This window comes from Pseudomonas sp. P8_241, from assembly GCF_034008315.1.
GTDB lineage: Bacteria > Pseudomonadota > Gammaproteobacteria > Pseudomonadales > Pseudomonadaceae > Aquipseudomonas.
This window is the reverse complement of record NZ_CP125377.1, coordinates 5,660,187-5,685,730: the sequence shown is the minus strand read 5'-3', so window position 1 is coordinate 5,685,730 and position 25,544 is coordinate 5,660,187. Positions and strand designations below refer to the sequence as shown.

Sequence of the window (25,544 nt, the reverse complement as noted above, 5' to 3'; positions counted from 1 at the left end):
GATTTGGGTCAGTTCGGGGGGAGTCGCTCCAGGCCGACGAACGGGCATGCCTTGAGCAGTTCGGCCAGGGTCCGGCCATCGGCTAATCGCAGATCCGCCGGTGCCAGCTCGGCGAGCGGATACAGAACGAAGGCCCTTTCCTGCATATGGTAGTGCGGGACCTTGAGGCGCGGCTCGTCGATCAACCGGTCACCAAACAGCACAATATCGAGGTCCAGCGTACGTGGCCCCCAGCGTTCAAGGCGTTCGCGGCCTTGTCCATTTTCAATGGCTTGCAGGGCATCCAATAACGCCAACGGCGCCAATGTACTGTCGAGTGCGGCGACCGCGTTGGTGTAGCGCGGTTGACCCGGCAGCAGCGAGTCGCTCTGGTAAAACGCAGAAACCCCGAACAGCTCAGAATGGGGTAACTGCGCCAGTGCCTCGACAGCACTGCGCAACTGTTCGGCGGGTGCAGCCAGGTTGCTGCCCATGCCGATATAAACGCGTTCCATGGATTACTCGTCCGTGGTGCTCGAAGCGCCTGCGGCGCGTTTTCGCTTGGAACCACCGCTGCGCCGACGTTTGCGCGGCCCCCCGGTGCCGTCGTCTTTGCCACTGAGGTCGCGGATCATGTCGCGACGCTCGCTTTCATTGGCGTCCTGATAGTCGGTCCACCACTCGCCCAGACCGTCGGTCTGCTCGCCAGCGCTTTCGCGCAGCAGCAAGAAGTCGTAACCGGCACGGAAGCGTGGATTGTCCAGCAACAGATCGGCACGCTTGCCGCTGCGGCGTGGCAGGCGCTCCTGCATGTCCCAGATCTCGCGGATCGGCATGGTGAAGCGTTTCGGAATCGCAATGCGTTGGCACTGTTCTGCAATCAGCTCGTGCGCCGCTTCCTGCATCGCCGGAATCGGTGGCATGCCACGTTCTTGCAGGCGCAGGACGCGTGCCGGCAGGGCCGGCCAAAGCAGGGCTGCAAACAGGAAGGCCGGGGTTACCGGTTTGTTCTGTTTGATCCGCAGATCGGTGTTTGTCAGAGCTTCGCTGATCAAGGTGTGCGTGTACGTGGGGTTGTATTCCAACGCTTCGGCACTGGCCGGGAACAACGGATCGAACAGTTGCAGGTCGACCAGCATTTCAAACGTATCGGCGGCATGGCCGGAGAGAAACAGTTTGAGCACTTCTTCGAACAGGCGGGCCGAAGGGATTTCTCGCAACATCGGCGCCAGTTCACGGATGGGCTGGGCGCTGTGCTTTTCGATGCCGAAATTCAGCTTGGCGGCGAAACGCACTGCCCGCAGCATCCGCACCGGGTCTTCCTGGTAGCGCTGCTTCGGATCACCGATCAGACGGATCAAATGATTGCGGATGTCGTGTACGCCATTGGCGTAATCGAGGATGCGCTCACTGACCGGATCGTAATACAGGGCATTGATGGTGAAGTCGCGACGTTGCGCGTCTTCCTCCAGCGTGCCGTAAACGTTATCACGCAGAATGCGCCCGCTCTCGTTGCGGGAAGACTGGTTGCTGTCTTCCTCTTCTTCGTTTTGCGGGTGATTGGCGCGGAAGGTCGCGACTTCGATGATTTCGCGGCCGAAGTGGATGTGCACCAGTTTGAATCGGCGACCGATGATCCGCGCGTTGCGAAATTCGGCTCGTACCTGTTCTGGAGTGGCGCTTGTGGCAACGTCGAAGTCTTTCGGCGTGATACCCAGCAGCATGTCGCGCACACAACCGCCGACCAGGTAGGCCTGGTATCCGGCGCTCTGCAGGCGTTCGACGATATTCACCGCATAACGGCTGAATTGCGCCTTCTGCAGCGAGTGTTGGCCGCTGTTGAGCACTTCAGGCGTACTGCGAATGTGTTGCGTATGACGCTTTGGAGAACGGAATGACTGGAACAGCTTCTTCAGCATGGGATGCACTGTTTGAAGGAATATTCGGCCATACCAGAAGAACGACCGCATGATGGGCGGGGATTCTAGCATTTAGTCGGGGGATGGTGTAGGACGACGCGTTATGACCCTGTAGGAGCGAGTATGCTCGCGATGGTCGTCAACGATTACGCGGGGAATCAGATGCCCAGGCGGCGCCTATGAGTTTTTCGCGAGCACGCTCGCTTCTACAGGGGGCTGGGTGATTTCTTTGAATCGCGGAAACCACAAGGGGAGCCGAAGCTCCCCAAGAAGTAGTTGCATGCTCTATTTTTATTTTTGGTTTCGGGCTTTTTATTTTTGTTGAGTGCCCTCGTCATGAAGCTTTTCCTTCATGACCCTCCCAATCGGGAGCCAAGAGCAAACGGATTGCTTTGGTCGCTGAATTGCAGTGATCTTTCGATCCAACCAGTACAGGCTCTGTCTTAGGACAGTTTTTTGTTGTTCTCGGCCTGGTCGTGGGGCTAGCCCCAAATACAACGCCTCTCCAAAAGAATCAGTTAGCTGCGCCTCTCGCCGTCTTGTTTTTATTGTGCGTGAGTCGATTCGTCTTATTTTTATTGTCTTGTGCATTGCTTGTTATTGTTCTTGTACCAAACATATAGCAGGGTGCGTGCCAACTTTTGCGAAGCCTAGTAAAACAAGGGGTTGGGTCGGTTAGGTGGGTTTATGAAGGCGAAAAAAAACCGGGGTTTCGTTACCGTAAGCCCCGGCTTCTGTTACGTGAAAAAAGTGAGGTAACAGTTTTTTCACAAAAACACGTGTTACCTGCACATCAGACAGGTGCGATTCAGCTTTCGCTGGGCACTCCGGTCTTGCGGCGTGGAATACCCAGGCGCTGACGACGTTCCCACAGGCATTTGCGACTGACGCCGAGTTTGCGCGCCAGCTCGGTTTCGGTCATGTGGTCCTGGTGTTCGAGCACGAAATGCTGGAAGTAGTCCTCCAGGGACAGATCTTCGGTCGGCTCATGGTTGGTGTTACTGGAGCTACCGTTGCCCTGTTGCGGGGGCAGGCCGATGAAATCATCGTCTTCCAGGTCACTCAGTTCGATGTCGATGCCCAGCAATTCGGCGGAAATTTCCGGACTCTCGCACAGGATCACGGCGCGCTCGACGGCGTTTTCCAGCTCGCGGACGTTACCGGGCCAGGAATAGTGACGAATGGCCTGCTCGGCATCGGCGGCGAATTTCAGGTCTGTGCGGTTGATTCGCGCACTCTGCCGCGCCAGGAATGCATTCGCAATTTCGTTGACGTCTGCGCCACGCTCGCGCAGGGCAGGCAATTTCAGTGCGATCACATGGAGGCGATAATACAAGTCTTCACGGAACTGGCCGATCTTCGCCAGGCTCTTGAGGTCGCGGTGAGTCGCGGCAATCAAACGCACGTCGACCTTTTGCGACTGCACCGAACCTACCCGTCGGATTTCGCCTTCCTGCAGGACGCGCAGCAAGCGAGCCTGGGCTTCCAGTGGCAGCTCGCCGATTTCATCGAGGAACAACGTGCCGCCGTCCGCCGCTTCGACCAGGCCGGCACGCCCGGCGCTGGCGCCGGTGAAAGCGCCTTTTTCGTGGCCGAACAGTTCGGACTCGATCAGGCTTTCCGGAATGGCTGCGCAGTTCACCGAGATCATCGGTGCCTTGGCGCGTTTGGACAGGTTGTGCAGCGCGCGCGCGACCAGTTCTTTACCGGTTCCGGACTCGCCCTGGATCAGGACATTGGAGTCAGTCGGTGCCACTTTGCGGATCTTGCCATACAGGTCCTGCATGGGCGGACACGAGCCGATAATGCCGATTTCGCCATTGCTGTTGTCGGTAGCGGATTTCACTGCGCCATTGGTGGCCTTGCTGGCCACCGGCTCAACACCAGACTGGGCTGATTGCCGGTCACGCAGGATTCGCGCGGCAGCTTGCAGCATCTCGTCGTGGTCGAACGGCTTGGCGATGTAGTCCACAGCCCCCATTTTCATTGAGTCGACCGCCGAGCGCAGGCTGGCATAGCTGGTCATGATCAGCACAGGCGTGCCCTGGGCGAGCTTGATCAGCTCGGTGCCAGGCGCACCCGGCAGGCGCAGATCGCTGACGATCAGGTCGAACGAGGGAATGGTGAAGCGTTCTTGTGCTTCCTGCACTGAACCGGCTTCGCTGACCTGGTACTGGTTACGTTCCAGCAGGCGGCGCAAGGCGGAGCGGATAATGGTTTCGTCTTCGACGATCAAAATGTGCGGCATTGATTCGATACTCTCGACGGTCTCAGTTCACAGCGGACGTCGCTTCGACATGACGCGGCAAGGTCACCCGAATTCGGGTGCCGCGTTGGCTGTGTACATCAGCCGGGCTGTCGATGGTGATTTGTCCATAATGCTCTTCAACGATGGAATAGACCAGTGCAAGGCCCAGACCTGTGCCTTCGCCAGGATCCTTGGTGGTGAAGAAGGGTTCGAACAATCGGTCCATGATGCTCGACGGAATACCGCTGCCTTCGTCTTCCACGATCAGGTCGACCGTGTGTTCGCCGGCTTCGCTTTTGACTCGCACCGCGCTGCCGGGAGGCGAGGCGTCTCGGGCGTTTGAGAGCAGATTGATCAACACCTGCGCCAGTCGTTGCGGGTCGCCCTCAACCCAGTGATCCGGATCGCACAGGTTGTAGAACTGCACCTCGAAATTGCGCCGGTTCAGGGCCAGCAAGCCAATGGCATCCTGGGCCACTTCGGCCAGACAGACGGGTTCGTCACTGTGTTGATGGCTGCCGGCATGGGCGAAGCTCATCAGCGACTGGACAATACGTGACACACGTTTGGTCTGCTCAAGGATCTGTCCGCTGATTTCCTTCAGCTCACCGTCTTCCTCGCGTTCTTCGCGCAGGTTTTGCGCAAGGCAAGCGATACCGGTAATCGGGTTGCCGATTTCATGGGCCACACCGGCCGCCAGCCGGCCAATGCTCGCCAGGCGCTCGGAGTGCACCAGTTTGTCTTCGAGCATCTGGGTTTCGGTCAGGTCTTCCACCAGCAACACCAGGCCGCTGTTACCTGGCGCGAGCGGTTCATCGATCGCCGCTTTGTGCAGGTTCAACCAGCGGGTCTGTCCGTCGAGGGTCAGATGTTGTTTGTGCAGATGTTCGTCCGGCAGATTGATGAAGCCTTGCAGTAATTCTTTCCAGGGATCGGCAATGGTGCTCAGTCGCGATCCGACAACACGTTGCGCGGCAATCCCGGTCAATTCCTCCATGGCTTTGTTCCACATGAGGATTTCCTGATCCTTGGCCAGCGAGCAGACACCCATCGGCAGCTCCTGCAAGGTCTGGCGGTGATAACGGCGCAACGCATCGAGCTCTGCGGCCAGGCCGGTCAGGCGCGAGTGGTAGTCCTCGAGGCGGCTTTCGATGAAGTGGATGTCCTCGGTGACATAGTTTTCGCCACCGGCCTTATAAGGCAGGAAGGTCTCGACCATGTCCTGGGCGACGCTGGGCCCCATCAGGCCGGAGAGATTGGCTTCGATGCGGTCGCGCAAGCGGCGCAAGGCGTACGGCCGGCGTTCGTCGAAGGGCAGATAGAGGTCGCGCAGGGCCTGCTCGACTTCCTTCTGCGCCGCCTTGGCGCCCAACGGTTTGGCCAATTGCGTAGCAAACTCCTGAGGCGACGCGGCATGCAGTTCACGCCGCTGCGGCCGGCGCACGTTGTCCACGGCACAGGCTTCAGCGGCGCTGGCTTCTTCGGTACTGGCATTGGTGAACAGTGAAATCAGGGTGAACATCAACACGTTGGCGGCCAGGGAGGCAATCGCTGCCATGTGCCAACTGGTGTCATCCAGCACGTAAATCATGTTCAACAGCGGTATATAGAAGCCCTGCAGGTTGCCGACCAGCGGTAGCAACATGGTGATCAGCCACACCAGAATCCCCGCCAGCAAGCCGGCGATGAAGCCGCGACGGTTGGCGGTCGGCCAATACAGGACCGACAGCACGCCGGGGAGGAATTGCAGTGTGGCAACAAACGCGACGATGCCAAGGTTGGCCAGATCCTGCTCGGCACCGAGCATCAGGTAGAAGCCGTAACCGGCCATGATGATTGCGACGATCAGTGCTCGGCGGGTCCACTTCAGCCAGCGGTAGATGTTGCCTTCGGCCGGTGGTTGATAAAGCGGCAACACCAAGTGGTTCAACGCCATCCCGGACAGCGCCAGGGTGGTGACGATGATCAGGCCGCTGGCGGCGGACAGGCCGCCGACATACGCCAGCAACGCGAGGGCTTTGCTGTTGGCGGCAATGCCGATACCCAGCGTGAAGTATTCCGGGTTGGTGGTGGCGCCGAGTTTCAGCCCCGCCCAGAGAATCAGCGGTACCGCCAGACTCATCAGCAACAGGAACAGCGGCAACCCCCAGCTGGCACTGACCAGTGAGCGCGGGTTGAGGTTTTCAGTGAAAGTCATGTGATACATGTGCGGCATCACGATCGCCGAGGCGAAGAACACCAGCAGCAGAGTGCGCCACGGGCCTTCCTGCAGCGGCGTGTGCAGGGCGGCGAGGGCGGTCTGGTTTTGCAACAGCCACAGCTCAAGCTGTTGCGGGCCGTCGAATACGCCATATAGCGCATAGAGGCCGACGCCGCCCAGCGCGATCAGCTTGATCACCGATTCGAAGGCAATCGCGAATACCAGTCCTTCGTGTTTCTCGCGGGTGGCGATATGCCGGGAACCGAAGAAAATCGTGAACAGTGTAATCAAGGCACAGAAGCTCAAGGCCACGCGGTGTTGCACGGGTTCGCGGGTGAGGATGCCGATGGAGTCGGCTACCGCCTGAATCTGCAGTGCCAGCAGCGGCAAAACGCCGACCAGCATGAAAATCGTCGTCAATGCACCGGCCCAGGTGCTGCGGAAGCGGAACGCAAACAGATCGGCCAGGGACGACAGTTGATAAGTGCGGGTGATTTTCAGGATCGGATACAGCAGCACCGGCGCCAACAGAAATGCCCCGGACACGCCGAGATAGCTGGACAGGAAGCCGTAGCCGTATTGATAGGCCAGGCCGACGGTGCCGTAAAACGCCCAGGCACTGGCGTAAACCCCCAGCGACAAGGTGTAAGTCAGAGGGTGGCGAATAATCGCCCGGGGGATCATGCCCCGTTCGCTGATCCAGGCCACGCCGAACAGCACCGCCAGGTACGCGGCGCTGATCAGGATCATCTGGGTCAGGCTAAAGCTCATCGGCATCTTTTTGACTCTGCAGGATGAAGGTCACGACAATCAGAATCAGCCAGAGCAGATAAGGGCGATACCAGGCGCCAGTGGCGTCGATCCACCAATCCATGATGGCCGGGGAAAACAGGTAAATCCCCACTACCAAAAGCAGGACCAAGCGATAGATGTACATCCCGGCCTCTCTTTTTTATGCGCGTGCCCGAAAACGTGCGGCGATGGTAACGGATGGGCGCGCCACTGCAAGCAAGATCACAGCAGTTGTGCCTCGGGCAGGTTCAGTGTGCGCGGGATCAGCGACGCATCCCAGTGCGCAATACCCCAGCTCAGTAGCTCCCGTGGCGTGGCGTACGCCAGTTCGCTGCCCGGATTCTGCCCCAGTGCGCGAAGGGCTCGCAGCAACAAAGGTGTTGCCTGATCTTCGGTTAGCGGCGGCGAACGGTAGGATTTGCCGAGTTTGTTGCCATCGGGCTGGGTAATCAGTGGGATGTGCAGATAGCGCGGCTGCCGCAGGCCAAGCAACTCCTGGAGATAGAGCTGACGGGGCGTTGAGTCGAGCAGGTCTGCACCCCGCACGATGTCGGTGATGCCTTGCCAGGCATCGTCCAGCACCACGGCCAGTTGGTAAGCATAAAGCCCGTCGCGGCGACGAATGACAAAGTCGCCTACCTCCCGGCCCAGATGCTGGCGGTACTCGCCCTGCACACGGTCAACGAAGTGATATTCCAGCGTTGGCACGCGCAGGCGTATGGCGGCATTTTCCGTGCTATGGCCAGCGTTGCGGCACAGCCCCGGATAAATGCCGTGATAGGGCTCCAGTTGCTTGCGTGAGCAGGTACAGGCGTAGGCCAGGCCATGATTGAACAAGCCATTGAGTACTTCGGCGTAAGCGTCGTGGCGATCGCTCTGGCGAACCAGTTCGCCGTCCCATTCAAAGCCGTAACTCTCCAGTGCCTTGAGTATTGCTGCCTGCGCGCCCGGTTCCTCACGGGGCGGGTCGAGGTCTTCCATGCGCATCAGCCAACGCCCACCCACGGCGCGGGCATCGAGGTAGGACGCCAGCGCGGCGACCAGTGAGCCGAAATGCAGATGGCCGCTGGGCGTGGGGGCGAAGCGCCCGATGTAGTCAGGTCTGGTGATGGCGGTCATGAAGGCAACGTTACTTTTCCAGGCGGTCGTCAGATTCCCGTAGGAGCGAGCTTGCTCGCGAAGGTCGTCAACGATAACGCTGGGAGCCTGTTGCTACTCGGCGATCTCAGGTTCATCGTCGGAACGCCGCCCGGAGCAAGCTCGTTCCTACAGTGATGGCGATATTATATCGAGACGGGCATCGCAAAATTCAGAAACAAAAACGGAGCGTTCGCACGCTCCGTTCTTCGTTCAAGCCGCAATTATTTGCCGACTTGCTTTTCCTTGATTTCCGCCAGGGTCTTGCAGTCGACGCACATGTCGGCAGTAGGGCGGGCTTCCAGGCGTTTGACGCCAATTTCGACGCCGCAGGATTCGCACCAGCCGTACTCTTCGTCCTCGATCAATTGCAGCGTTTTGTCGATCTTCTTGATCAACTTGCGCTCACGATCACGGGCTCGCAGTTCGAGAGCGAACTCTTCTTCCTGGCTGGCACGGTCTGCCGGGTCCGGGAAGTTGGCTGCTTCGTCCTTCATGTGATCAACCGTGCGGTCGACTTCCTGCATCAAGTCCTGTTTCCACTTGTTCAGGACCTTGGTGAAGTGCGCGCGCATGGGCTTGCCCATGTACTCCTCGCCCTTCACTTCTTTGTAGGGTTCGAAGCCGCTGATCGACTGATTTTGCTGCTTTGCTTGGGTGGACATGAAATAGACCGCCTCTACTCTTGTAATCCATCTGCGCAGGATTGCTCCATCACCGACACCTGCCGGCCCTGCGGCTGCAAGCGGGCGAACTTACCAGATCAAATCAGACCGCGCTACTCCCGGATGTCGAGGCTGCGGCCCGTTGCGCTTTCAAATGCTGACAAAGCGCTGTCTGGTGGCTCTGGAACGCTGCTCAATTATTGATTTTAGTCAAACCTGGGGCACCCGCATGAGTCGTTTGTGTCCAGTGTGTTAAGGCTTCTGACCGCTTTAGGTTCTCGCTCGTTCCTGCGCTTGGGTAGAATCGGTTTTTTTCCCGTTGAAGGAAGGCCCATGGCTCAGTCCTACAGTGCCCGCAGTCGTGCGATCGAACCTTTCCATGTCATGGCGCTGCTGGCGCGGGCCAATGAATTGCAGGCGGCCGGCCACGATGTGATTCATCTGGAGATCGGCGAGCCGGACTTCACCACTGCCGAACCGATCATTCAGGCCGGCCAGGCTGCGCTGGCATCGGGCCGAACCCGTTATACCGCTGCCCGTGGCATTCCCGAGTTGCGTGAGGCGATTTCAGGCTTTTATCAGCAGCGCTATGGCTTGAACATCGACCCGCGACGCATCCTCATCACGCCCGGCGGTTCTGGTGCGTTGTTGCTGGCCAGTGCTTTGCTGGTGGATCCGGGCAAGCACTGGTTGTTGGCAGACCCCGGTTACCCGTGCAACCGACATTTCCTGCGACTGGTTGAGGGCGCTGCACAGTTGGTTCCGGTAGGTCCCGACGTGCGCTATCAACTGACGCCGGACCTGGTCCAGCGTTACTGGGATCACGATAGCGTTGGCGCGCTGGTGGCGTCTCCGGCTAACCCGACAGGGACGATCCTGACCCGGGATGAGTTGGCCGGGCTGTCTCGTTCGATCAAAGAGCGCCACGGCCATCTGGTCGTGGACGAGATCTATCACGGGCTGACTTATGGCACCGATGCTGCCAGCGTGCTGGAAGTCGACAATGACGCCTTTGTGCTGAATAGTTTTTCGAAGTATTTCGGAATGACCGGTTGGCGTCTAGGTTGGCTGGTGGCGCCCGATGCCGCGGTCGGTGAATTGGAAAAACTCGCGCAGAACCTCTACATCAGTGCGCCGAGCATGGCTCAGTACGCTGCGCTGGCCTGTTTCGAGCCGGCAACAATCAGCATCCTCGAAGAGCGCCGGGCAGAGTTCGGTCGACGTCGGGATTTCTTGCTTCCCGCTTTGCGCGAGTTGGGTTTTGGCATCGCGGTAGAGCCGGAAGGGGCGTTCTATTTGTACGCCGATATCAGCAAGTTCGGCGGCGATGCCTTCGCGTTCTGTAAGCATTTTCTCGAAACCGAACATGTGGCGTTTACTCCGGGACTGGATTTCGGGCGGTATCAGGCCGGTCATCATGTGCGGTTTGCCTACACGCAAAATCTTCAGCGCCTGCAGGAGGCGGTCGAGCGTATCGCTCGCGGCTTGCGGAGCTGGCAAGGCTGATGCGCTTTCATCCTCCCCTCGAAGAAGGTCGGTTGATTCGTCGATACAAGCGTTTTCTCGCCGATATCGAAACCGTTACCGGTGAGTTACTGACAATTCACTGCCCGAATACCGGATCGATGCTCAATTGCCAGGTCGAGGGCGGGCAGGTCTGGTTCAGCCGCTCCAACGATCCGAAGCGCAAGCTGCCTGGCACTTGGGAAGTCGGTGAAACCCCGCAAGGGCGATTGTTCTGTGTGAACACTGCTCGGGCCAACGCTTTGATCGAAGAAGCACTGCGAGCAGGCGTGATCGGCGAGCTCAATGGCTTTACCGGGTTAAAGCGTGAAGTCGCATACGGTCAGGAAAACAGCCGCATCGATTTTCGCCTCGACTATTCCGAAGGGCCGGCCTATGTCGAAGTCAAAAGCGTAACGCTGGGCTTCGACGGGACGGCGGTGGCAGCGTTTCCCGATGCGGTGACCCAGCGCGGGGCCAAGCATCTTCGGGAGTTGGCCCATTTAGCCCGGGATGGCATTCGTGCGGTGCAGTTGTATTGTGTGTGCCTGACTGGCATCGAGTCGGTGCGGCCTGCCGTCGAGATCGATTCAGCGTATGCCGCTGCACTGCGCGAGGCGGTGGCCAGCGGCGTCGAAGTGCTGGCTTACGGTGTGCGCCTGAGTCATGAGGAAATGGTCGTTGATCGACGCCTGGACGTTGTGTTCGAAGACTAAATGCTGACCCAGATGCCCTGTTCGTCCTCGCTGCAGGGAATACTCGTCAGTGATCGCCCTTCACATGGACCGGCAATGCATGCGCCGTCTTCGATCAGGAACAGTGCGCCGTGGGTGGCGCACTGGATCAGGCTTTGACTGGAGTCGAGAAACTGATCAGGGTGCCACTCAAGCGCAACGCCTCGGTGCGGGCAACGATTGACGTAGACATAAACCTGTTCGCCACGGCGCACGGCAAACAGTTTTTGGCCCTCGAGTTCGAAACCCCGACTGCGGTCGTTGACCAGTTCTGCGCCCGCACAAAGCAACTTCATCGCTATCCTCTGTTTCGCAACTCGTGACCGAATATGTCCGAGCTTGACGTTCAAATGCTGTCGATTATCAAATGGCTGACTTGCCCGCAAGGGACGCGCGCCATGGTGCCGAGGATACTTGGCCTGCTGATGTGATGCCCGGGAAACCTTCAAAGGAAGCTATTTATGCGCCTGAACGCCCGTGTCACTGCAATCTGTTTGGGGTTCTTCGTCAGTCACCACGCCGCGGCGGCCGAGTTGCCGCAACGCTGGGTCAGTGCCGGGGGGGCACTGTCAGAATGGGTGAGCGCTCTTGGCGGTGAATCGAAACTGGTCGGTGTCGATACAACCAGTCAGCACCCGGCGTCCCTCAAAGCGCTGCCTAGCATTGGTTATCAGCGGCAGTTGTCAGCAGAAGGTGTCTTGAGCCTGCAGCCACAAATTCTTGTCGGCACCGAAGAAATGGGGCCGCCGCCGGTGCTATCGCAGATCCGAAGCGCGGGGGTGCAGGTTGAATTGTTCTCGGCGCAGCCGGACCTGTCGACATTGCAAAACAATGTGCAACATTTGGGCAAGCTGCTGGGGGCGGAAAATCAGGCCACGCAATTACTGGCAACTTATCAACAGCAACTTGAACAGCAAAAAATTCGGGTGACCAAGGCGCAGTTGACGCAAAAGTCCCCAGGTGTCCTGTTACTGCTCGGTCACGCAGGTGGCAAACCGCTTATTGCCGGCAAAGGCACGGCCGCCGACTGGATGCTGCAACGCGCCGGGGGGCATAACCTGGCGATCCATACCGGCTACAAGCCTTTTTCTGTTGAGTCGCTGGTCAGCCTGGACCCTGACGTGTTGGTGTTCGCCGATCGTGCATTGGCCGGCGATGCAGCGCGGGCAGCGCTGTTCAAGGAGAATCCGATTCTTGCGTCTACTCGCGCGGCAAGGGATGGACGGGTCCTGGAGCTCGACCCGACATTGCTGGTAGGCGGGTTGGGCCCCCGTCTGCCGGAAGGTATCAAGCGGCTGTCTGACGGTTTTTACCCAGAGGGTGCGCTGCATTAACCCTTCGGATGGATTCGCCGATATCCGGCACTTTTTCACAGGCAAAAAAAGACCCGGCAAGAGCCGGGTCAAATAACCGTGATTAGCCTGATGAGGAGATAATCTGAGAGTCCGAACCAAGGGCTTTCAAGAATATCGACCAGTCTCGCGACCAGTTGTGATAATCATAGCGATTCTCATTATCATGTCAACAGCTGATTTCTCATTTGCCGACTTCATGTCGCAGGCTGGAAGTAAGTCGTTGAAATCATTGTGTATTGATCTGTCGTTTTCAGGGGGCCATTAATTTGATCTACCTGCAGCCGGAGTGGACAACGTTAATGCGCTCAGTTCTTATGGCGCGACGAAATGGCTTCCAGCTGTTTGTTCAGGGCCTCTTTGCGTTCGGCAGGAATGTCATTCCAGTGCACGTCCATCAGGGCGCCTTCAATCGCATACAACAACACCTTGGACGCCCGAAATCCGCGCGTGCGCACGGCCCGATAAGCATCCACCGCTCCCAGGCGCCGCAAGTCCGAGGCGCTGTGGATGCCCACGGCATGCAGCCACTGCGCCGATGTCTTGCCAAGATTCTTCAGGTGTTGCAATTCATCATTCATCAAGCCTCCTTGCGATGGCCAAATGGAGATCGTGGGCAAGCATTTGAGGAGTGTAGCCATCAGTAGGAAAAGCGTGATTGTTTGGTCGTTTTTGACGCAAATGCTTCTAAGGGGCGAATGTCGAGAGGGTGGGTCGCTTCGAAAATGCGCAAGAAACGGCGGTGAGAAATCGCCCTTTGCAGCAATGACATCCTGTACCCGGCGCGATAAGTGCGCTGGACTTTTCAGTGCGTAGCCTTGTTCAGCGAGTTCGATATCGCAGGCGGGTGCCAAAATTCATCGACATCAGGATTTCGTCTGCACTGAGTTCGCGGGGGAAGTAGGCGCCGGAAATTTGCGCGTGGCCCAAACTTGCACCTTCGAGGTTGGCCTTACTGAAGTCAATGCCGCGCAAGTCGGCAGAGCGGAAGTAAGCGTCGCGGAAGTCTACGCCATCGGCATTGAGTTCCCGCAGGTCCAGACCCCGGAAATCGCCACTGACCATGTCGATCGGGCCATCCGTGGGGCGTTCGCTGTTGAAGCCTCTGATGTCGTCTTTGTGCAGCAAGGCATAAAGCGGAGTGTCGAGAAGTTTCGGCTGGCTCATATCGCATCACCTATTGGTTTTATGACGCCAGTATAGTGCCGCTATTTAACAGCCGTGAAGCCGATGAAGGCTTCACGCTGAAATACTTTTTACAGCCCGGGAAGGCGTTGTCGAATTTGCGCGACTACGGTATCGAGGGTCCCGCTCTCATTGGTCTGTACGCGCTTGCTGCAGAGAATTTCCGCCGGTGTCAGCGCTTCACGGTTGGCTTGCTGGGCTTCGATAACGGCCAGGGTGGCGTCCGACGGGTCCTTCTTGTCTGCCTGACGCAAAGCCAGCCAGCTTTCGATCACGGCTTGCGGCGCATTGCAGTCGAGGATCAGGAACGGTGCGCCGGTGGCCTCGGCAACTTTCGCTGCGCTGTTGCGCTGATCACGCTTGAGGTAAGTGGCGTCGATCACCACCGGAAATCCAGCATGCAGTATGACATCGGCGATTTCATGCAGTCGGTCATAGGTCGCAACGCTGGCATCGTTACTATAAATGCCGGCCTGCAGGTCATTCTTGACGGTTTGCTCGCCGAACAGGCGCTTGCGTTCAACATCGGAGCGCAGGCGAATCGCACCCAGCGCTTCCACCAGGCGCATTGCGACATGGCTTTTGCCGACAGCGGAAACACCGTGGGTAATGGCCATGAAGCGCGATGGGATGGTGCTGTAGCTTTCCGCCAGGTTGGCGTAATTGCGGTATTGGCGCAGGGTGGTCGCGCGCTGCACTGCAGTGGCTTCGGCTGGCATGCTGAACAGGGCGACTTTGGCGCGAACCAGGGCACGGTAGGCTTTGTAGAAATTCAGCAGTTCGAGGCCGCGGTAATCGCCGGTCAGCTCCAGGTACTGGCTGATGAAGCGACGCGCCAGGCACTTCAGGCCGCGGTCTTCCAGATCCATTGCGAGGAAGCCGGTGTCGGCATACACGTCAGTAAAACGAAACGGTTCGTTGAATTCGATGCAGTCGAAGATGACGACCTTGCCGTCGATCACGGTTGCGTTGCCGAGATGGATGTCACCGTGGCATTCGCGAATGAAACCGTCGGCCTTGCGCTGGGCAAACAATGGCTTGAGACGCTCGAAGCTGCTTTCGGCCCATGCTTGCAGGGCGTCGAGTTGCAGTAGATCGGCCTTGTCGCTGAGGAACGGGCGGATCTGCTCGAAGTTCTGCCGTACCGGTGCCATGACGCTATCGGGAGTGCCGGCTTCGTGCTCGCTCGGGACTTTCGGTGCGCTGAGGTGGAAGCGGGCAATTTGTTCGGCCATTTCGTCGATGTGCGCAGGGGTCAGTTCGCCGTTGGCTTGCAGAGTGCTGAGCAGTCCGTTTTGCGCGAACTGGCGCATCTTCAAGACATACTCGATGGCCGGGCCGTCGCCGCCCAATTGCGGAGCTTCGATGCTGCCGGTGACCGGTAGCACTTCGAGGTACAAATCGTCGGTCAGGCGCTGGTTCAGGCGCAATTCTTCCTTGCAGAAATGTTCCCGAGCCTCAAGGCCGGTGAAGTCGAGAAATCCGAAATTAACCGGCTTCTTCACCTTATATGCATAGGGGCCGGTGAGCAGTACCCAGGAGATATGGGTTTCGATGACCTGGAATTCCTCAACGGGATGCGGATAGAGGGCAGGGTTTTGCAGGGCAGCGATCAGGGACTGGCTCACAGGCGATCCTTCAGAGTCTGGGAAATTCAAGGCCGTCATTATGGCCGCAAGTCCGCTCGACGCAAACCTCGGAGCGTGCCTGTTGAGGAGCAATAAAGTGCGTATAATCCGCCGCCATGACTCGTACTAGATCTCCCCGTACCCCTAAAAAACCACCTGCCAAGGGCATGAGCCCATGGTTGAGCTGGGCCATTAAACTCAGTCTGGTCGGCCTTGTAGTGCTGGCCGGCTTCGCGGTTTACCTCGACGCGATCGTCCAGGAAAAGTTCTCCGGCAAGCGCTGGACGATTCCTGCGAAGGTCTATGCGCGCCCGCTCGAACTGTTCGTCGGACAAAAGCTGAGCAAAGCGGACTTTCTGACCGAGCTCGATGCTTTGGGCTATCGCCGCGAAAGCGTGGCCAATGGCCCGGGTGCGGCGGCTGTCAATGGCAATACCATCGATCTCAACACCCGTGGCTTCCAGTTCTATGAAGGCATGGAGCAGGCGCAACCTGTTCGCGTGCGTTTCTCCGGGGATTACGTGGCCGAATTGTCGGCGACCAATGGTTCGAAGCTTTCGGTGGTGCGTCTGGAACCGCTGCTGATCGGTGGTTTGTACCCGAAGAATCTTGAGGACCGGATTCTGATCAAGATCGATCAGGTTCCGCCGTACCTGCTCGATACGCTGGTCGCCGTAGAGGACCGTGATTTCTATCATCACTTCGGTGTTTCGCCGAAATCGATTGCCCGCGCGATCTGGGTCAACGGCTCGTCTGGGCGCATGCGCCAGGGCGGTAGTACGCTGACACAGCAGTTGGTCAAAAACTTCTATCTGACTAATGAGCGCAGCCTGAGCCGAAAGCTCACCGAAGCCATGATGGCGCTCTTGCTGGAACTGCATTACGACAAGCGCGAAATCCTTGAGGCTTACCTCAACGAAGTGTTTGTTGGCCAGGACGGTCAGCGTGCGGTGCACGGTTTTGGTCTCGCCAGCCAATTCTTCTTCAGTCAGCCATTGGCAGAGCTCAAGCTGCATCAAGTGGCCTTGTTGGTTGGCATGGTCAAAGGCCCGTCTTCCTACAATCCGCGTCGTTATCCGGAGCGTGCGCTTGAGCGCCGCAACCTGGTGCTGGATGTGCTGCAAGAGCAGGGCGTAGCCACTGCCGAGCAAGTTGAAGCCGCGAAGAAGATGCCGCTGGGCGTGACCAAGCGCGGCAGTCTGGCGGACAGTTCGTTCCCGGGCTTCCTTGACCTGGTCAAGCGTCAATTGCGCGAAGACTATCGCGACGAAGACTTGACCGAAGAAGGTCTGCGGATCTTCACCAGTTTCGATCCGATCCTGCAAATGAAGGCTGAAGCCTCTGTCAACGACACCTTCAAGCGCCTGTCCGGGCGCAAAGGGTCCGATGACGTTGAAGCGGCGATGGTCGTGACCAATCCGGAAACCGGTGAAGTACAGGCCATGATCGGTAGTCGTCAGGCCAGTTTTGCAGGGTTCAACCGGGCGCTGGATGCGGTGCGACCGATAGGCTCGTTGATCAAGCCAGCGGTCTATCTGACAGCGCTCGAGAAACCGAGTCAGTACACGTTGACCAGTTGGCTGTCGGACGAATCCTTCTCGGTCAAAGGGGCGGATGGTCAGGTCTGGAAACCGCAGAACTATGATCGCCGCTCCCATGGCACGGTCTTCCTTTATCAAGGGCTGGCGCACTCGTACAACCTGTCGACCGCACGTCTCGGGTTGGCCGTGGGTGTGCCAAACGTGTTGAAGACACTGGGGCGGCTGGGGGTGACTCGCGAGTTTCCTGCCTTCCCGTCGATGTTGCTCGGTGCTGGCGGCATGACGCCAATCGAAGTGGCGACCATGTACCAGACCCTCGCCAACGGTGGCTTTAACACGCCGATGCGCGGGATTCGCAGTGTGCTGACCGCCGAGGGCGAGCCGCTCAAGCGTTATCCGTTCCAGATTCAGCAGCGTTTCGATCCGGCTTCTATTTACTTGATCCAGAGCGCCATGCAGCGCGTGATGCGCGAAGGCACCGGCAGCTCGGTTTATAACGTGCTGCCCAAGACCCTGACCCTGGCCGGCAAGACCGGTACCAGTAACGATTCGCGAGACAGTTGGTTCGCAGGCTTCAGTCAGGATTTGCTGGCGGTGGTCTGGCTGGGGCGCGATGACAACGGCAAGACGCCGTTCACCGGTGCCACTGGCGCGTTGCAGGTCTGGACCAGTTTCATGCGCAAGGCTGACCCACTTCCCCTGGACATGCCACAGCCTGACAATGTTGTACAGGCCTGGGTCGATTCACGCACCGGCCAAGGTTCTGATGCCGGTTGCCCAGGCGCTGTGCAGATGCCGTATATTCGCGGCAGCGAACCGCCTCCCGGTGCCGCATGCGCGAGCGAAAGCCCCGCTTCCGGAGAATCGGTGATGGATTGGGTCAAAGGCTGGATGAATTAAGCAAAGAGGGTTTCAAGTGAACAAGTGGTTGATTCCAGCGGTTGCCGCCATGGCTTTGCTCAGCGGTTGCTCCTCCGTACAACGGGGTTCGATTCCGGTCGTGGATTCCGGTACTGCGGTGTCCAACAGCGAGCGGATTTCGGCGAACGGCGGCTACCGTCAGACGACGGTAAAACGTCCTGTGCAGGCACAGGCTCAAGCGATTCCGCAGGGTGATACCGGCGTTGTCGTGATGGTCCCAGGTGGCGGTGCGACGACCTCGACGCCGATCAGCACCACACCGATTACTCCCGGCCCGATCACGCCGGGCCCGATTGATACGTCGCCGGTTCAATCCGCACCGGTCAATCAGGGCGGTTACAGCATGCCGTCGACGCCTAGCGGAATTCCATCGGCCAGTGCTGGTGGCCTGTCCGCGGACGAGCAACTGGATGGCCCGGTGCTCGCACTGTTGACCACGGCCCAGCAACAACAGGCCAGTGGTGATCTAAATGGTGCCTCTTCCAGCCTCGAGCGCGCTCAGCGTGTGGCGCCGCGCGAACCTCAAGTGCTTTATCGCCTGGCGCAAGTGCACATGGCTCAGGGTGACGCAGCACAGGCTGAGCAGTTCGCTCGCCGTGGACTGACTTTAGCCAATGGTCGTCCGGCACTTCAGGCAAGTTTGTGGGAGTTGATCGCGCAGGCGCGTGAGAAACAGGGAGACTCTTCCGGTGCAGCATTGGCCCGTCAAAAAGCCAAGGTTGCGTCATGATGGATGCGCGTTTTCTGAAGATTGCCGATCAGTTGCTTCTGATCGAGCGTGAACTGCGGGTGCAAGGCTGGTGGGACGAAGTCGCGCCATCGGCTGAAGCGCTTTCCAGTGTGGAGCCGTTTTCGGTCGATACCCTGGACTTCGAGCAGTGGCTGCAATGGATTTTCCTGCCGCGGATGAAGATGATTCTTGAACAGGATCTACCGTTGCCCAACGCCTCGGGCATACAGGAAATGGCCGAAATGGTCTTTGCCGGGCGCAATGTCCGGGGTAAGGACCGGCAATTGCAAGTGTTGCTCAAAGAGTTTGATCTGCTGATCAAGGCATCTCGCTGAAGCAAAAGCTGCCAGTGCCTGCTGGCGGTTTTCGATAATACTCCCCGGTCAATCGTCGGTCGCTGCCGGTGAAGTGCGTACGCCTGCCAATTTCTTGCCAAAAGTTGCGCAATTGAAGCCAACACTCACGGTATTTACAGGTTTTTTCTTGCGTTCTCATGCGGTTACCAGAATAAAGCGCATAGACGACTTGACTTGCAAGGGACGAAACAGAAGAATCCAAAGTCCGCTGTACAGGGACTGCCAGAAGCAGACCCTCTCAGCAGATCATGAGGCGCATATCCGCGTCGACCTGTTACACCCGCAACGCGTTACCTCGCGCTGGGTGGGAAAGCCCCGCAACACTTGGGACGATCCCAATACTTGCTCAGTCAGTGCTGACGTAGTCGGCGACCACCGTCGCTCATGCTCTGCTGAGAAGTAAACCTATTAAGACCCGTTCCATTTTTCGTGGGCGGTATTCTGGCGTTTTAGAGGTGAGCAACGTGGAGCTTTTATCTGGCGGTGAGATGCTCGTCCGCTTCTTGCGTGACGAAGGCGTCAAATATATCTACGGGTACCCGGGTGGTGCTCTTCTTCATGTATACGATGCCCTGTTCAAAGAACCGGAAGTGACCCACATCCTGGTTCGTCACGAACAAGCGGCTACCCATATGGCTGACGGTTACGCCCGTGCCACCGGTAAAGCCGGTGTGGTACTGGTGACTTCCGGTCCTGGCGCCACAAACGCCATCACCGGTATCGCCACGGCCTACATGGATTCCATTCCGATGGTGGTGATTTCCGGCCAGGTGCCGAGCACTATGGTCGGTACCGATGCGTTCCAGGAAACCGACATGATCGGTATCTCCCGGCCGATCGTGAAGCACAGCTTCATGATCAAGCACGCGTCGGAAATCCCGGAAATCATGAAGAAAGCCTTCTATCTGGCCCAATCCGGTCGTCCTGGTCCTGTCGTGGTCGATATCCCGAAAGACATGACCAACCCGGCCGAGAAGTTCGAATACGTCTTCCCGAAAAAAGCCAAGTTGCGCTCCTACAGTCCGGCTGTTCGTGGTCACTCCGGGCAAATCCGCAAGGCGGCAGAAATGCTCCTGGCGGCCAAGCGTCCTGTGATGTATTCCGGCGGCGGCGTTATTCTGGGGGGCGGTTCTGCGCCGCTCACCGAGTTGGCGAAGATGCTCAACCTGCCTGTGACCAATACCCTGATGGGTCTCGGTGGCTTCCCTGGCACCGACCGTCAGTTCATCGGCATGCTTGGCATGCACGGCAGCTACACCGCCAACCTGGCCATGCACCATGCTGACGTGATCCTTGCCGTCGGTGCGCGTTTCGATGACCGTGTAATCAACGGCGCTTCGAAGTTCTGCCCGAACGCCAAGATCATTCACATCGACATCGACCCGGCTTCGATTTCCAAGACCATCAAGGCCGACGTGCCTATCGTGGGTCCGGTTGAGAGCGTCCTGACCGAAATGGTCGCGATCCTCAAGGAAATCGGCGAGACCCCGAACAAGGAGTCTGTTGCCAGTTGGTGGAAGCAGATCGACGAATGGCGCGGTGATCGCGGCCTGTTCCCTTATGACAAGGGCGACGGCAGCGTGATCAAGCCGCAGGCTGTGATCGAAACCCTGTGCGAAGTGACCAAGGGCGATGCCTTTGTCGCTTCCGATGTGGGTCAGCACCAAATGTTCGCGGCGCAGTACTACAAGTTCAACAAGCCGAACCGCTGGATCAATTCCGGTGGGCTGGGCACCATGGGCTTCGGTTTCCCGGCGGCCATGGGTATCAAGTTGAGCTTCCCGGATGATGATGTCGCCTGCGTGACCGGCGAGGGCAGCATCCAGATGAACATTCAGGAGCTGTCGACCTGCCTGCAATACGGTTTGCCGGTAAAAATCGTCATCCTGAACAATGGTGTCTTGGGCATGGTTCGCCAGTGGCAGGACATGAGCTACGGCAGCCGTCACTCGCACTCCTACATGGAGTCGTTGCCTGATTTCGTCAAGCTGGCGGAGGCCTATGGTCACGTTGGTGTGCGCATCACCGATTCGAAAGATTTGAAGTCGAAGATGGAAGAAGCGTTTGCCATGAAAGATCGCCTGGTGGTGATCGATATTTCGGTCGACACCAGCGAGCACGTCTATCCGATGCAGATCAAAGACGGCTCCATGCGCGATATGTGGCTGAGCAAGACGGAGCGTACCTAATCATGCGGCACATTATTTCCTTGCTTCTGGAAAACGAACCGGGCGCTCTGTCTCGTGTGGTCGGCCTGTTCTCGCAGCGCAACTACAACATCGAAAGCCTGACCGTGGCGCCAACCGAAGACCCGACCCTTTCGCGTCTGACGCTGACCACTGTCGGTCACGATGAAGTTATCGAGCAGATAACCAAGAACCTGAACAAACTGATCGAAGTGGTAAAACTGGTCGACTTGTCGGAGAGTGCTCACATCGAGCGTGAACTGATGTTGGTCAAGGTCAAGGCCACCGGCGCCCAGCGCGCCGAGATCAAGCGCACCACCGATATTTACCGTGGACAGATCGTCGATGTCAGCGCCAGCGTGTATACCGTTCAACTGACCGGTACCAGCGACAAGCTCGACAGCTTCATTCAGTCCATTGGCACTGCCTCGATTCTGGAAACCGTCCGTAGCGGCGTGACCGGGATCGCACGCGGCGACAAAGTACTCAGCATCTAAACCAAATTAGCGAATGGCCTGAACGGCCTGATATAGGGGAAATTCATGAAAGTTTTCTACGATAAAGACTGCGACCTGTCGATCATCCAGGGCAAGAAAGTCGCCATCATCGGTTACGGTTCCCAGGGCCATGCTCAAGCGTGCAACCTGAAAGACTCTGGTGTTGACGTGACTGTTGGCCTGCGTAAAGGTTCTGCCACCGTTGCCAAGGCTGAGGCTCATGGCCTGAAAGTGACTGACGTTGCTTCCGCTGTTGCAGCTGCCGACCTGGTCATGATCCTGACCCCGGACGAGTTCCAGTCCTCCCTGTACAAGAACGAAATCGAGCCGAACATCAAGAAGGGCGCCACCCTGGCCTTCTCCCACGGCTTCGCGATCCACTACAACCAGGTTGTGCCGCGCGCTGACCTCGACGTGATCATGATCGCGCCGAAGGCTCCAGGCCACACCGTACGTTCCGAGTTCGTGAAGGGCGGCGGTATCCCTGACCTGATCGCGATCTATCAAGACGCATCGGGCAACGCCAAGAACGTTGCACTGTCCTACGCTGCTGGCGTTGGTGGCGGTCGTACCGGCATCATCGAAACCACCTTCAAGGACGAGACCGAAACCGACCTGTTCGGCGAGCAAGCCGTTCTGTGCGGCGGTACCGTTGAACTGGTCAAAGCCGGTTTCGAAACCCTGGTTGAAGCTGGTTACGCGCCGGAAATGGCCTACTTCGAGTGCCTGCACGAACTGAAGCTGATCGTTGATCTCATGTACGAAGGCGGTATCGCCAACATGAACTACTCGATCTCCAACAACGCCGAATACGGCGAATACGTGACCGGTCCGGAAGTCATCAACGCTGAATCCCGTCAGGCCATGCGCAACGCCCTGAAACGTATTCAGGACGGCGAATACGCCAAGATGTTCATCAGCGAAGGCGCTACCGGCTATCCTTCGATGACCGCCAAGCGTCGTAACAACGCCGCTCACGGTATCGAAGTCATCGGCGAGCAACTGCGCTCCATGATGCCGTGGATCGGTGCCAACAAGATCGTCGACAAAGCTAAAAACTAAGTCACGCGCTTGTACGAAAAACGCGGCTTAGGCCGCGTTTTTTCGTTTGGAGGATCGGTTCTGGTATAAAGCTACATCGTTTGCGGCCGAATCGTGGTCCCAGACACCTGTCCAAACTTTCCACCCCGTTGCAAGGTAATGTCCATGAGCGAACGCCCCGAAGAGCCAAACCAGGCTCCTGACGCCGAAAGCCTGCTGCCCATCGATGAACATGTCGAGGAAGGGCATGACGCTGAAGGTCGCAAAGTCCGGCATCGTGGTATCTATCTTCTGCCGAACCTGTTCACCACTGCGAACCTGTTCGCAGGGTTCTATTCCATCATCAACTCGATGAGTGCTCAGGCGGCCTTGAGTGCTGGCGACGCCGTCAACGCGAGCAAGTATTTCGCTTTTGCCGCTATCGCGATTTTCGTCGCCATGGTGCTCGACGGCCTCGACGGCCGCGTTGCGCGCATGACCAACACCCAGAGTGCCTTCGGTGCCGAGTACGACTCGCTGTCGGACATGGTCGCCTTCGGCGTTGCCCCGGCGTTGCTGGCATTTGGCTGGGCCCTGGGTGACATGGGCAAGGTTGGCTGGATGGTGGCGTTCATCTATGTGGCGGGTGCGGCGTTGCGTCTCGCGCGTTTCAACACGCAGGTCGGTACCGCCGACAAGCGCTACTTCATCGGTCTGGCCAGCCCGGCGGCTGCTGGTGTGGTGGCGGGCATTGTCTGGGCGTTCAGCGATTACGGCATCCAGGGTTCGAAGATGTCTTTCCTGGTTGCGTTGATGGTTGCGGCGGCGGGCATGCTGATGGTCAGCAACATCAAGTACAACAGCTTCAAGGAGTTGGATCTGAAGGGGCGTGTGCCCTTTGTGGCGATCCTTGTCGTAGTGCTGGTGTTCGCCGTGGTGTTCAGTGATCCACCGCGCATTCTGCTGCTGGTTTTCCTCGCCTATGCAGCATCCGGTCCGGTGCAGTACTTGTTACATCTTCGTCGGCGCAAAAGCGCCGAGTGATGTAATTTCCCTCATACTCCGCAGTCTGTTGGTGCATCTGTTCTCCAATGCTGCGGAGTAGCCATGCTGATCAAAGTCCCAAAAGCATCTGACTGCCATGAGTGGGATGTCACGCCTGAGTCCCTCTATCTTTCTCGACGCCATGTATTGGGTGCTGCTGTTGCCGGTTTGGCCATCAGCGGGCTACCTCGGTGGGCGGCGGCGGCCGACGATGTGGAGCGCTATGCGGGCGTTGAACCTGGAAAGGCACCTTCCTGGTTCGGCAAAAAGCTTCCCTCAATTGAGTGGGGGGCAGTAAACGTCAAGGATGAGGCGGTCACGCCGTTCAAGGACGCAACCCACTACAACAACTTCTATGAGTTCGGCACGGATAAGGGTGACCCAGCTGCCAACGCCGGTGCACTGAAGACTCAGCCGTGGACCGTTGTTGTGGATGGTGAGGTGGGTAAGCCGGGGCGATATGCGTTGGAAGACTTCATGAAGCCTTACCAATTGGAGGAGCGTATCTATCGACTTCGTTGTGTTGAGGCATGGTCGATGGTGATTCCATGGATCGGATTTCCTCTCTCGGCTTTGCTCAAGGAAGTTGAGCCAACCTCCAGCGCCAAATTCATCCGGTTCGAAACCCTGCAGGACCCCAAGAGTATGCCGGGACAACGCTCCGGTTTTGCTTTGATCGATTGGCCTTATATAGAAGGGCTGCGATTGGATGAGGCGATGAACCCGTTGTCGATTCTCGCGGTGGGCATGTACGGACGTGAGTTACCGAATCAGAACGGGGCGCCACTACGTCTGGTGGTGCCCTGGAAGTATGGGTTCAAAAGCATCAAGTCCATTGTTCGGATCAGTCTTGTCAGCGAACAGCCTAAAACCACCTGGGAAAGCATCGCCTCGGACGAATACGGCTTCTATGCGAACGTGAACCCTACGGTTGACCATCCGCGCTGGACTCAGGCACGCGAACGTCGACTGCCAAGCGGACTCTTCAAGCCGAATGTGCGTGAGACGCAGATGTTCAATGGGTATGGGGATGAAGTCGCTTCTCTATATGCGGGGCTCGATCTGCGGAAGAACTACTGATGCGATATCCGGCTTGGCGTGTGGGTGTGTTTGTTGTTGTGATGGTGTGGCCAATGTTCTGGTTGTACCAGGCCTGGATGGATGTGCTTGGGCCGGATCCTGGCAAGGTATTAGTCGACCGGCTGGGATTGGGAACGCTAATTCTGTTGCTCATCACACTGAGCATGACACCGATGCGGAAACTCACCGGTTGGGCGGGGTGGATTGCTGTCCGTCGGCAATTGGGATTGTGGTGTTTCGCTTATGTGGTTCTGCATCTGGTTGCCTACCTGACTTTTATCCTTGGGTTCGATTGGTCGCAACTCGGCGTCGAGCTGCGTAACCGGCCGTACATTATTGTCGGAGTAATGGGCTTCTTGTGTTTGCTGGTGTTGGCGGTGACCTCCAATCGATACAGTCAGCGCCGATTTGGTGCTCGCTGGAAGAAGTTGCACCGCCTGGTTTACGTAGTTCTCGGGCTTGGGCTGCTGCATATGCTCTGGATTGTGCGCGCCGATCTGAAGGAGTGGACTATCTATGCATCTATAGGTGCAGTGCTATTAGTGCTGCGATTACCGCCTCTTGCTCGCCGAATCCCCTGTTTAGTGACTAAAAAGGGCACTTCTGCCAAAAAGGCGTAAATAGGTGTTGACGGCAGATTTCAGATGTCTATAATTCGCCCCACTTCCGGCGCAGTCGAAACGGAAAACTCCTTGGAAAACAAAGAGTTACGCAGTTTTCGGCAGCGGGTTGCTTCAGGTCATCGAAGCCAGAAAGAAGTTGAAAAAGAGGTGTTGACAGCAGCGTGTAACGCTGTAGAATTCGCCTCCCGCTGACGAGAGATCTGA

23 protein-coding genes are annotated in these 25,544 nt (G+C 57.8%); 12 read left to right on the top strand and 11 right to left on the bottom strand.

Annotation, left to right across the window (positions count from 1 at the left end):
• Positions 1-8 precede the first annotated feature (8 nt).
• The 7 genes from folK to dksA form a co-directional block, all read right to left on the bottom strand.
• Entirely contained in the window at positions 9-494 is a 486-nt protein-coding gene (folK, locus tag QMK58_RS25470; RefSeq protein WP_053162459.1) for a 2-amino-4-hydroxy-6-hydroxymethyldihydropteridine diphosphokinase, read from the bottom strand.
• 3 nt (positions 495-497) lie between these two features.
• The gene (locus tag QMK58_RS25465; RefSeq protein WP_053162456.1) at positions 498-1,898 is read right to left on the bottom strand and encodes a polynucleotide adenylyltransferase PcnB; all 1,401 of its coding nucleotides are present in this window, start codon (positions 1,896-1,898) and stop codon (positions 498-500) included.
• A gap of 808 nt (positions 1,899-2,706) precedes the next feature.
• Positions 2,707-4,146 (bottom strand): sigma-54-dependent transcriptional regulator, encoded by a 1,440-nt coding sequence (locus tag QMK58_RS25460; protein WP_053162454.1) that lies wholly within the window; start codon positions 4,144-4,146, stop codon positions 2,707-2,709.
• Positions 4,147-4,168: 22 nt separating this feature from the next.
• Positions 4,169-7,123 carry a sensor histidine kinase gene (locus QMK58_RS25455; RefSeq protein ID WP_172681857.1) on the bottom strand — a complete coding sequence of 985 codons (2,955 nt, stop codon included), beginning with the start codon at positions 7,121-7,123 and terminating at the stop codon, positions 4,169-4,171.
• The gene (locus QMK58_RS25450) at positions 7,107-7,283 is read right to left on the bottom strand and encodes a hypothetical protein (RefSeq protein ID WP_003176118.1); all 177 of its coding nucleotides are present in this window, start codon (positions 7,281-7,283) and stop codon (positions 7,107-7,109) included. Before QMK58_RS25450 ends, QMK58_RS25455 begins: the two co-directional genes overlap by 17 nt.
• A 77-nt stretch (positions 7,284-7,360) precedes the next feature.
• Positions 7,361-8,257 (bottom strand): tRNA glutamyl-Q(34) synthetase GluQRS, encoded by an 897-nt coding sequence (gene gluQRS, locus QMK58_RS25445; RefSeq protein WP_053162450.1) that lies wholly within the window; start codon positions 8,255-8,257, stop codon positions 7,361-7,363.
• A 242-nt stretch (positions 8,258-8,499) separates the two neighbouring features.
• Positions 8,500-8,940: an RNA polymerase-binding protein DksA gene (dksA, locus tag QMK58_RS25440; protein ID WP_053162448.1), complete on the bottom strand. Its 441-nt coding sequence runs from the start codon at positions 8,938-8,940 to the stop codon at positions 8,500-8,502.
• A gap of 333 nt (positions 8,941-9,273) precedes the next feature.
• On the opposite strand from dksA, the gene QMK58_RS25435 reads away from it, so the two are divergent.
• A complete protein-coding gene (locus QMK58_RS25435) occupies positions 9,274-10,446 on the top strand; it encodes a pyridoxal phosphate-dependent aminotransferase (protein WP_053162446.1) in 1,173 nt (390 codons plus the stop codon).
• Positions 10,446-11,159, top strand: a complete 714-nt coding sequence (gene sfsA, locus QMK58_RS25430; protein ID WP_320395590.1) for a DNA/RNA nuclease SfsA — start codon at positions 10,446-10,448, stop codon at positions 11,157-11,159. The genes QMK58_RS25435 and sfsA overlap by 1 nt, the downstream gene beginning before the upstream one ends.
• Here sfsA and QMK58_RS25425 read toward each other — a convergent pair.
• On the bottom strand, positions 11,156-11,473 hold the full coding sequence (locus tag QMK58_RS25425) for a Rieske (2Fe-2S) protein (protein ID WP_053162442.1): 318 nt from the start codon (positions 11,471-11,473) through the stop codon (positions 11,156-11,158). The genes sfsA and QMK58_RS25425 overlap by 4 nt on opposite strands.
• 165 nt (positions 11,474-11,638) lie before the next feature.
• Here QMK58_RS25425 and QMK58_RS25420 point away from each other — a divergent pair, with 165 nt between their 5' ends.
• Positions 11,639-12,511: a heme/hemin ABC transporter substrate-binding protein gene (locus QMK58_RS25420; protein WP_053162440.1), complete on the top strand. Its 873-nt coding sequence runs from the start codon at positions 11,639-11,641 to the stop codon at positions 12,509-12,511.
• 326 nt (positions 12,512-12,837) lie between these two features.
• On the opposite strand, the gene QMK58_RS25415 is transcribed toward QMK58_RS25420, so the two are convergent.
• The 3 genes from QMK58_RS25415 to QMK58_RS25405 form a co-directional block, all read right to left on the bottom strand.
• On the bottom strand, positions 12,838-13,110 hold the full coding sequence (locus QMK58_RS25415) for a TfoX/Sxy family protein (protein WP_007971093.1): 273 nt from the start codon (positions 13,108-13,110) through the stop codon (positions 12,838-12,840).
• A gap of 241 nt (positions 13,111-13,351) precedes the next feature.
• A complete protein-coding gene (locus QMK58_RS25410; protein WP_320395589.1) occupies positions 13,352-13,696 on the bottom strand; it encodes a pentapeptide repeat-containing protein in 345 nt (114 codons plus the stop codon).
• Positions 13,697-13,785: 89 nt separating this feature from the next.
• The gene (locus QMK58_RS25405; RefSeq protein ID WP_053162436.1) at positions 13,786-15,342 is read right to left on the bottom strand and encodes an AAA family ATPase; all 1,557 of its coding nucleotides are present in this window, start codon (positions 15,340-15,342) and stop codon (positions 13,786-13,788) included.
• 116 nt (positions 15,343-15,458) lie between these two features.
• On the opposite strand from QMK58_RS25405, the gene mrcB reads away from it, so the two are divergent.
• From mrcB to msrQ, 9 genes are all read left to right on the top strand, one after another.
• On the top strand, positions 15,459-17,783 hold the full coding sequence (gene mrcB / locus QMK58_RS25400; RefSeq protein ID WP_320395588.1) for a penicillin-binding protein 1B: 2,325 nt from the start codon (positions 15,459-15,461) through the stop codon (positions 17,781-17,783).
• Positions 17,784-17,799: 16 nt separating this feature from the next.
• On the top strand, positions 17,800-18,534 hold the full coding sequence (locus QMK58_RS25395) for a tetratricopeptide repeat protein (protein ID WP_053162432.1): 735 nt from the start codon (positions 17,800-17,802) through the stop codon (positions 18,532-18,534).
• Positions 18,534-18,869: a YqcC family protein gene (locus QMK58_RS25390; protein ID WP_053162431.1), complete on the top strand. Its 336-nt coding sequence runs from the start codon at positions 18,534-18,536 to the stop codon at positions 18,867-18,869. The genes QMK58_RS25395 and QMK58_RS25390 overlap by 1 nt, the downstream gene beginning before the upstream one ends.
• Before the next feature lie 485 nt (positions 18,870-19,354).
• Positions 19,355-21,079: an acetolactate synthase 3 large subunit gene (locus QMK58_RS25385; protein WP_053162846.1), complete on the top strand. Its 1,725-nt coding sequence runs from the start codon at positions 19,355-19,357 to the stop codon at positions 21,077-21,079.
• A gap of 2 nt (positions 21,080-21,081) precedes the next feature.
• A complete protein-coding gene (ilvN, locus tag QMK58_RS25380) occupies positions 21,082-21,573 on the top strand; it encodes an acetolactate synthase small subunit (protein WP_003176102.1) in 492 nt (163 codons plus the stop codon).
• A 45-nt stretch (positions 21,574-21,618) separates the two neighbouring features.
• Positions 21,619-22,635 carry a ketol-acid reductoisomerase gene (gene ilvC / locus QMK58_RS25375; RefSeq protein WP_007909969.1) on the top strand — a complete coding sequence of 339 codons (1,017 nt, stop codon included), beginning with the start codon at positions 21,619-21,621 and terminating at the stop codon, positions 22,633-22,635.
• A 144-nt stretch (positions 22,636-22,779) separates the two neighbouring features.
• Positions 22,780-23,637 carry a CDP-diacylglycerol--serine O-phosphatidyltransferase gene (pssA, locus tag QMK58_RS25370; RefSeq protein WP_053162429.1) on the top strand — a complete coding sequence of 286 codons (858 nt, stop codon included), beginning with the start codon at positions 22,780-22,782 and terminating at the stop codon, positions 23,635-23,637.
• Positions 23,638-23,700: 63 nt separating this feature from the next.
• Positions 23,701-24,717: a protein-methionine-sulfoxide reductase catalytic subunit MsrP gene (msrP, locus tag QMK58_RS25365; RefSeq protein WP_053162427.1), complete on the top strand. Its 1,017-nt coding sequence runs from the start codon at positions 23,701-23,703 to the stop codon at positions 24,715-24,717.
• Positions 24,717-25,337, top strand: a complete 621-nt coding sequence (gene msrQ, locus QMK58_RS25360; RefSeq protein WP_053162424.1) for a protein-methionine-sulfoxide reductase heme-binding subunit MsrQ — start codon at positions 24,717-24,719, stop codon at positions 25,335-25,337. Before msrP ends, msrQ begins: the two co-directional genes overlap by 1 nt.
• Positions 25,338-25,544 lie beyond the last annotated feature (207 nt).